This window comes from Mesorhizobium intechi (assembly GCF_002879535.1).
GTDB lineage: Bacteria > Pseudomonadota > Alphaproteobacteria > Rhizobiales > Rhizobiaceae > Mesorhizobium > Mesorhizobium intechi.
Genome location: NZ_PNOT02000141.1, coordinates 1 through 3,869 on the forward strand (window position 1 = coordinate 1; position 3,869 = coordinate 3,869).

General features: G+C 64.2%; 2 protein-coding genes and 1 pseudogene. 2 read left to right on the forward strand and 1 reads right to left on the reverse strand.

The features are described 5' to 3' along the window. The first annotated feature begins 134 nt into the window (after positions 1–134). The gene (locus C1D09_RS12230) at positions 135–542 is read left to right on the forward strand and encodes a hypothetical protein (protein WP_143974571.1); all 408 of its coding nucleotides are present in this window, start codon (positions 135–137) and stop codon (positions 540–542) included. An 83-nt stretch (positions 543–625) separates the two neighbouring features. Here the strand turns inward: C1D09_RS12230 and cckA are convergent, their stop codons facing one another. Beyond that, positions 626–3,202, reverse strand: a complete 2,577-nt coding sequence (gene cckA, locus C1D09_RS12235) for a cell cycle histidine kinase CckA (RefSeq protein ID WP_143974573.1) — start codon at positions 3,200–3,202, stop codon at positions 626–628. 328 nt (positions 3,203–3,530) lie between these two features. Between cckA and C1D09_RS12240 the strand changes: the two are divergent. Next, positions 3,531–3,869 (forward strand): annotated as a pseudogene (locus C1D09_RS12240) (flagellar biosynthetic protein FliO); the annotation flags it as partial.

Genomic DNA, 3,869 nt, shown 5'->3' on the forward strand with positions numbered 1-3,869 from the left:
GCATATGGCATCTGCCCAATTTTTGCCCAATTTCACCGAGTGCCTAGATTTTGGCCTCAACATGCGAGGCAGGCCGACGATGTTGCAGCACGGCGCAAAAATAGGGCAAGCTCGCCGCTCAACCGAGCGACGTTATGGCATCCCCGATTTCACGCATTCTTATCGGCACCGCGCTTCTGGCGGCAGCGACCGGCGCCGCACGGGCCGACTTCAGCGACGGCAAGATGCCTGACGGCATCTATCACTGCGAAGTCTACCTGCTCGGCATGTTCCTCAATCTCGGCGACATCACGATCAAGGGGAACGTCTATACGGGCCCGGTAACCTTCGGAACCGCCCAGCAGGCCTACAACTATCAGATGGATGCAAACGGCGAGATCTCCTGGCTGGGGCCACTCGGCGGCTACACCACGGGCGGCAACTCGCTGTCGATGACCCAGGCAACGCTGGATGGCCCGAACCCGCCCTCCTTCGACATCATCATGAAGCAGCCCGACGGCGCCTTCACCGCCTCGACCTGCGCCCGGGGAAGCAATCCGTAGGCCTGCCCTCCAACCGCGCCGCCGGCGTAATGGTGGATGCCGGGTTTGGCCGCCTGCAAGGCCGGCCGTTGGAGAAAGCTAAATCAGGACTCCAGCATATCCTTGACGATCGTCGCCAGTTGTTTGAGCGAGAACGGCTTCGGCAGGAAGCCGAAATGCGCGTCGGCCGGCAGGTTCCTGGCGAATGCGTCCTCGGCATAACCGGACACGAACACGAACTTGATATCCGGCTGGCGCTTGCGCAACTCGCCAAGCAGGGTCGGCCCGTCCATTTCCGGCATGACCACATCCGAAACGACGATGTCGACCTTGCCGCCCAGGGCTTCGAAGACTTCCAGCGCCTCGACGCCGGAGGAGGCCTCGTGCACCGTGTAGCCACGCGAGGTCAGCGCCCGCATGCCGCCCATGCGCACGGCATCCTCGTCCTCGACCAGCAGCACCGTGGCCGACCCCGACAAGTCCTTGGTGCTGTCGACCGGCTTGACCGGCGCGGCACTCGGCGCATCACCGGGCTCGGCCGCCCTCTTCGCTTCCGCGATATGGCGCGGCAGGAAGATGCGGAAGGTCGATCCCTTGCCGACCTCGGAATCGCAGAAGATGAAGCCGCCGGTCTGCTTGATGATGCCGTAGACCATGGACAGGCCAAGGCCCGTACCCTTGCCGACCTCCTTGGTGGTGAAGAACGGCTCGAAGATCTTCTTCAGAACATCCGGCGCGATGCCGCTGCCGGTGTCTTCGACCTCAACCACGACATAGTCGGCCGCCGCGAGTTCGCGATAGGAGAAGGTCTTGCACTCCTCGGCGGTGACGTTGCGGGTGCGCACGGTGAGATCGCCGCCGGCGGGCATCGCGTCGCGCGCATTGACCGCCAGATTGACCACAACCTGCTCGAACTGGCCGATATCGACCCTGACCGGCCACAGGTCCCGGCCGTGGTCGATCTTCAGCTTGATGTCGTTTCCGACCAGGCGGGCAAGCAGCATCCTGAGATCGGCGAGCACGTCGGTGAGGTTCAGCACTTCCGGCCGCAACGTCTGCTTGCGCGAGAAAGCCAGCAACTGCCTGACCAGCGAAGCCGCCCGGTTGGCGTTCTGCTTGATGTTCATGATGTCGGGGAAGGACGGGTCCGACGGCCGGTGATTGGTCAAAAGCAGGTCCGACGCCATGATGATGGCGGTCAGCACATTGTTGAAGTCGTGGGCGATGCCGCCCGCGAGTTGCCCGACCGCTTGCATCTTCTGGCTTTGCGCCATCTGCCCTTCGAGCGCCTTCTGCTCGGTCGTCTCGACGGCGTAGACGATGGCCGATTCCTCTGCGCCCTCGCCGCCGGTGCCGTCGGCGACGGCATTGACGTAGAAACGGATGTGCCGCTCCTCGTTGCCGGGCAGCACGGTGTCGATCGGCTCGATGTCGGCCTGCCGCTGCCGGGCCTTCTCGAATGCGGCGGCAAAGGCCGGACGCTCTCGCTCGTGGATCACCGTATCGAGCCGCACGCGGCGATCCACGGCGTCCCGGTCGACGACCGAGGAAAACAGCGACAGGAACGGCGCGTTGGTGCGCAGGATGCGCCCGCTGGCATCGACGCCCGCGATCGCCATCGGCGTCGAGTTGAAGAAGCGGGTGAAGCGCACTTCCGACGCGCGCAGATCGGCCGATGCGTCCTCGCCTTGCGTGCGGTTGAGCACGATCGTCCGTGTCGGACCGCCGACACCTTCGCGGCTGGCCGAAACGCGATGCATGAAGCGCACCGGCAGCGCCTCTCCGGTCATTGTCGTCAAATCGAGATCAATGACCGCGTTGCGCGTCGTGCCGGGGTCGGCCTTGACCGAGCGCACCAAGGCCATGCCGTCGCCGGCAACGATATCCGGCAAGGTCAGCGCCCCGGGCGTGAAGCTGGCAAGATCGATGCCCAGCCACTCCGCCAGAGTGGCGTTGATGTAGGTGACGCGACCGTCCTGGTCGGCGGAAAAGAAGCCTGCCGGGGCATGGTCGAGGTGATCGATGGCCTTCTGCAGATCGAGGAAGAAACGTTCCTGCTCGGCCCGCTCCTGCGAAATGTCGGCGAGTTGCCAGGCCAGCATCGGCAAGCGCTGGCCCGGAACGTTGAAGGTGCGGGCACGCGCCCGGTACCAGCGGGCGCCGGGGTCGGCGCCGGGCCGGATCGACTGCGCCAGCCGGAACTCGCCGTCGCCCGGCTGGCCGTCACGCAGGCCGGAGGCCAGCCGGTAAATCGTCACCGAGGCTTCGGGAACATCCGAAAGCAGCCCTTCGACCGTCTTGAGGTCGGCGGCCGAGGAAGCTCCGGTCATGTCGGCATAGGCACGGTTGGCGTAGACGACGCGGCCCTTGGTGTCCGTCACAAGGAGACCCTGCGCCATCGAATCGACGAAAGCCTTGGACAACTCATCGCCGGTCGAGCGCGGCGTGACCTGCACGAAGCCGATCGCGGTAGCAAAGAGGAAGCCGACGCCGATCATCGCCAGCACGCCAAGCATGCCCAGCAGGAAGGGGTCCCCGAGGCGCTCGCGGAACAGGCCGAAGACGATTGCGGCCCCCGTCAGAACGACGATGAAGATGATAAGCCGGGTGACCGCGCCCGGTCGCGTATTCTGGTCGACGATCGGTACCGGATAGAAATCGCCGCGCGCTTCCTTGGCCATATGCCCCCTGCTCGTGAAGTCCGATGCTCCGACACCCGCCCCTAATGCATGTCGCCCAAAAATGACGTCGGTTTTGGGAAAACGACCTGCAAGAATACAAGGACCTGAAGCGCGTCGCATCAATCCGCTTCAGCGCGACGCGCTTTAGCCGGTTGAATCATATTCTCCTAGTCCGGAAAAGGCCCGGGCGGCAAATGTCAGATAAAAATGATGCCGGCCGGCCTTCCCAGTGTTTCAAGCTGTTCACGATGCGTGAAAGGCAACTTGCGGTGGCCAGCCGCAACGGTCTAGTGTCGCGTCACTTTCCAAAACCGATCAGGGGAAACCAATGCAGTGGCTGGATAGCGTGGCGGGCCCTGGTTATGCGGCGGCACTCCTGTGGACCTTCGCGGCGCTGATCCTGCTGGTCATCGTGCTCGTCATCGTCAGGCTCGTTCGCAACCTGACTTTCGGTACCTTTGTCGCCGGTGGCAGGAACCGCAAGACGCGGCTGGCCGTGATGGACGCCACCGCCGTCGACAGCCATCGCCGGCTGGTGCTAGTGCGCCGCGACGACATCGAGCATCTGCTGCTGATCGGCGGCCCGACCGACGTCGTCGTCGAACGCGACATACGCCTTGCCGCACCGCGGCGTCCGGCGCTGACCGGAGATGGCGGTCTGCAGCCT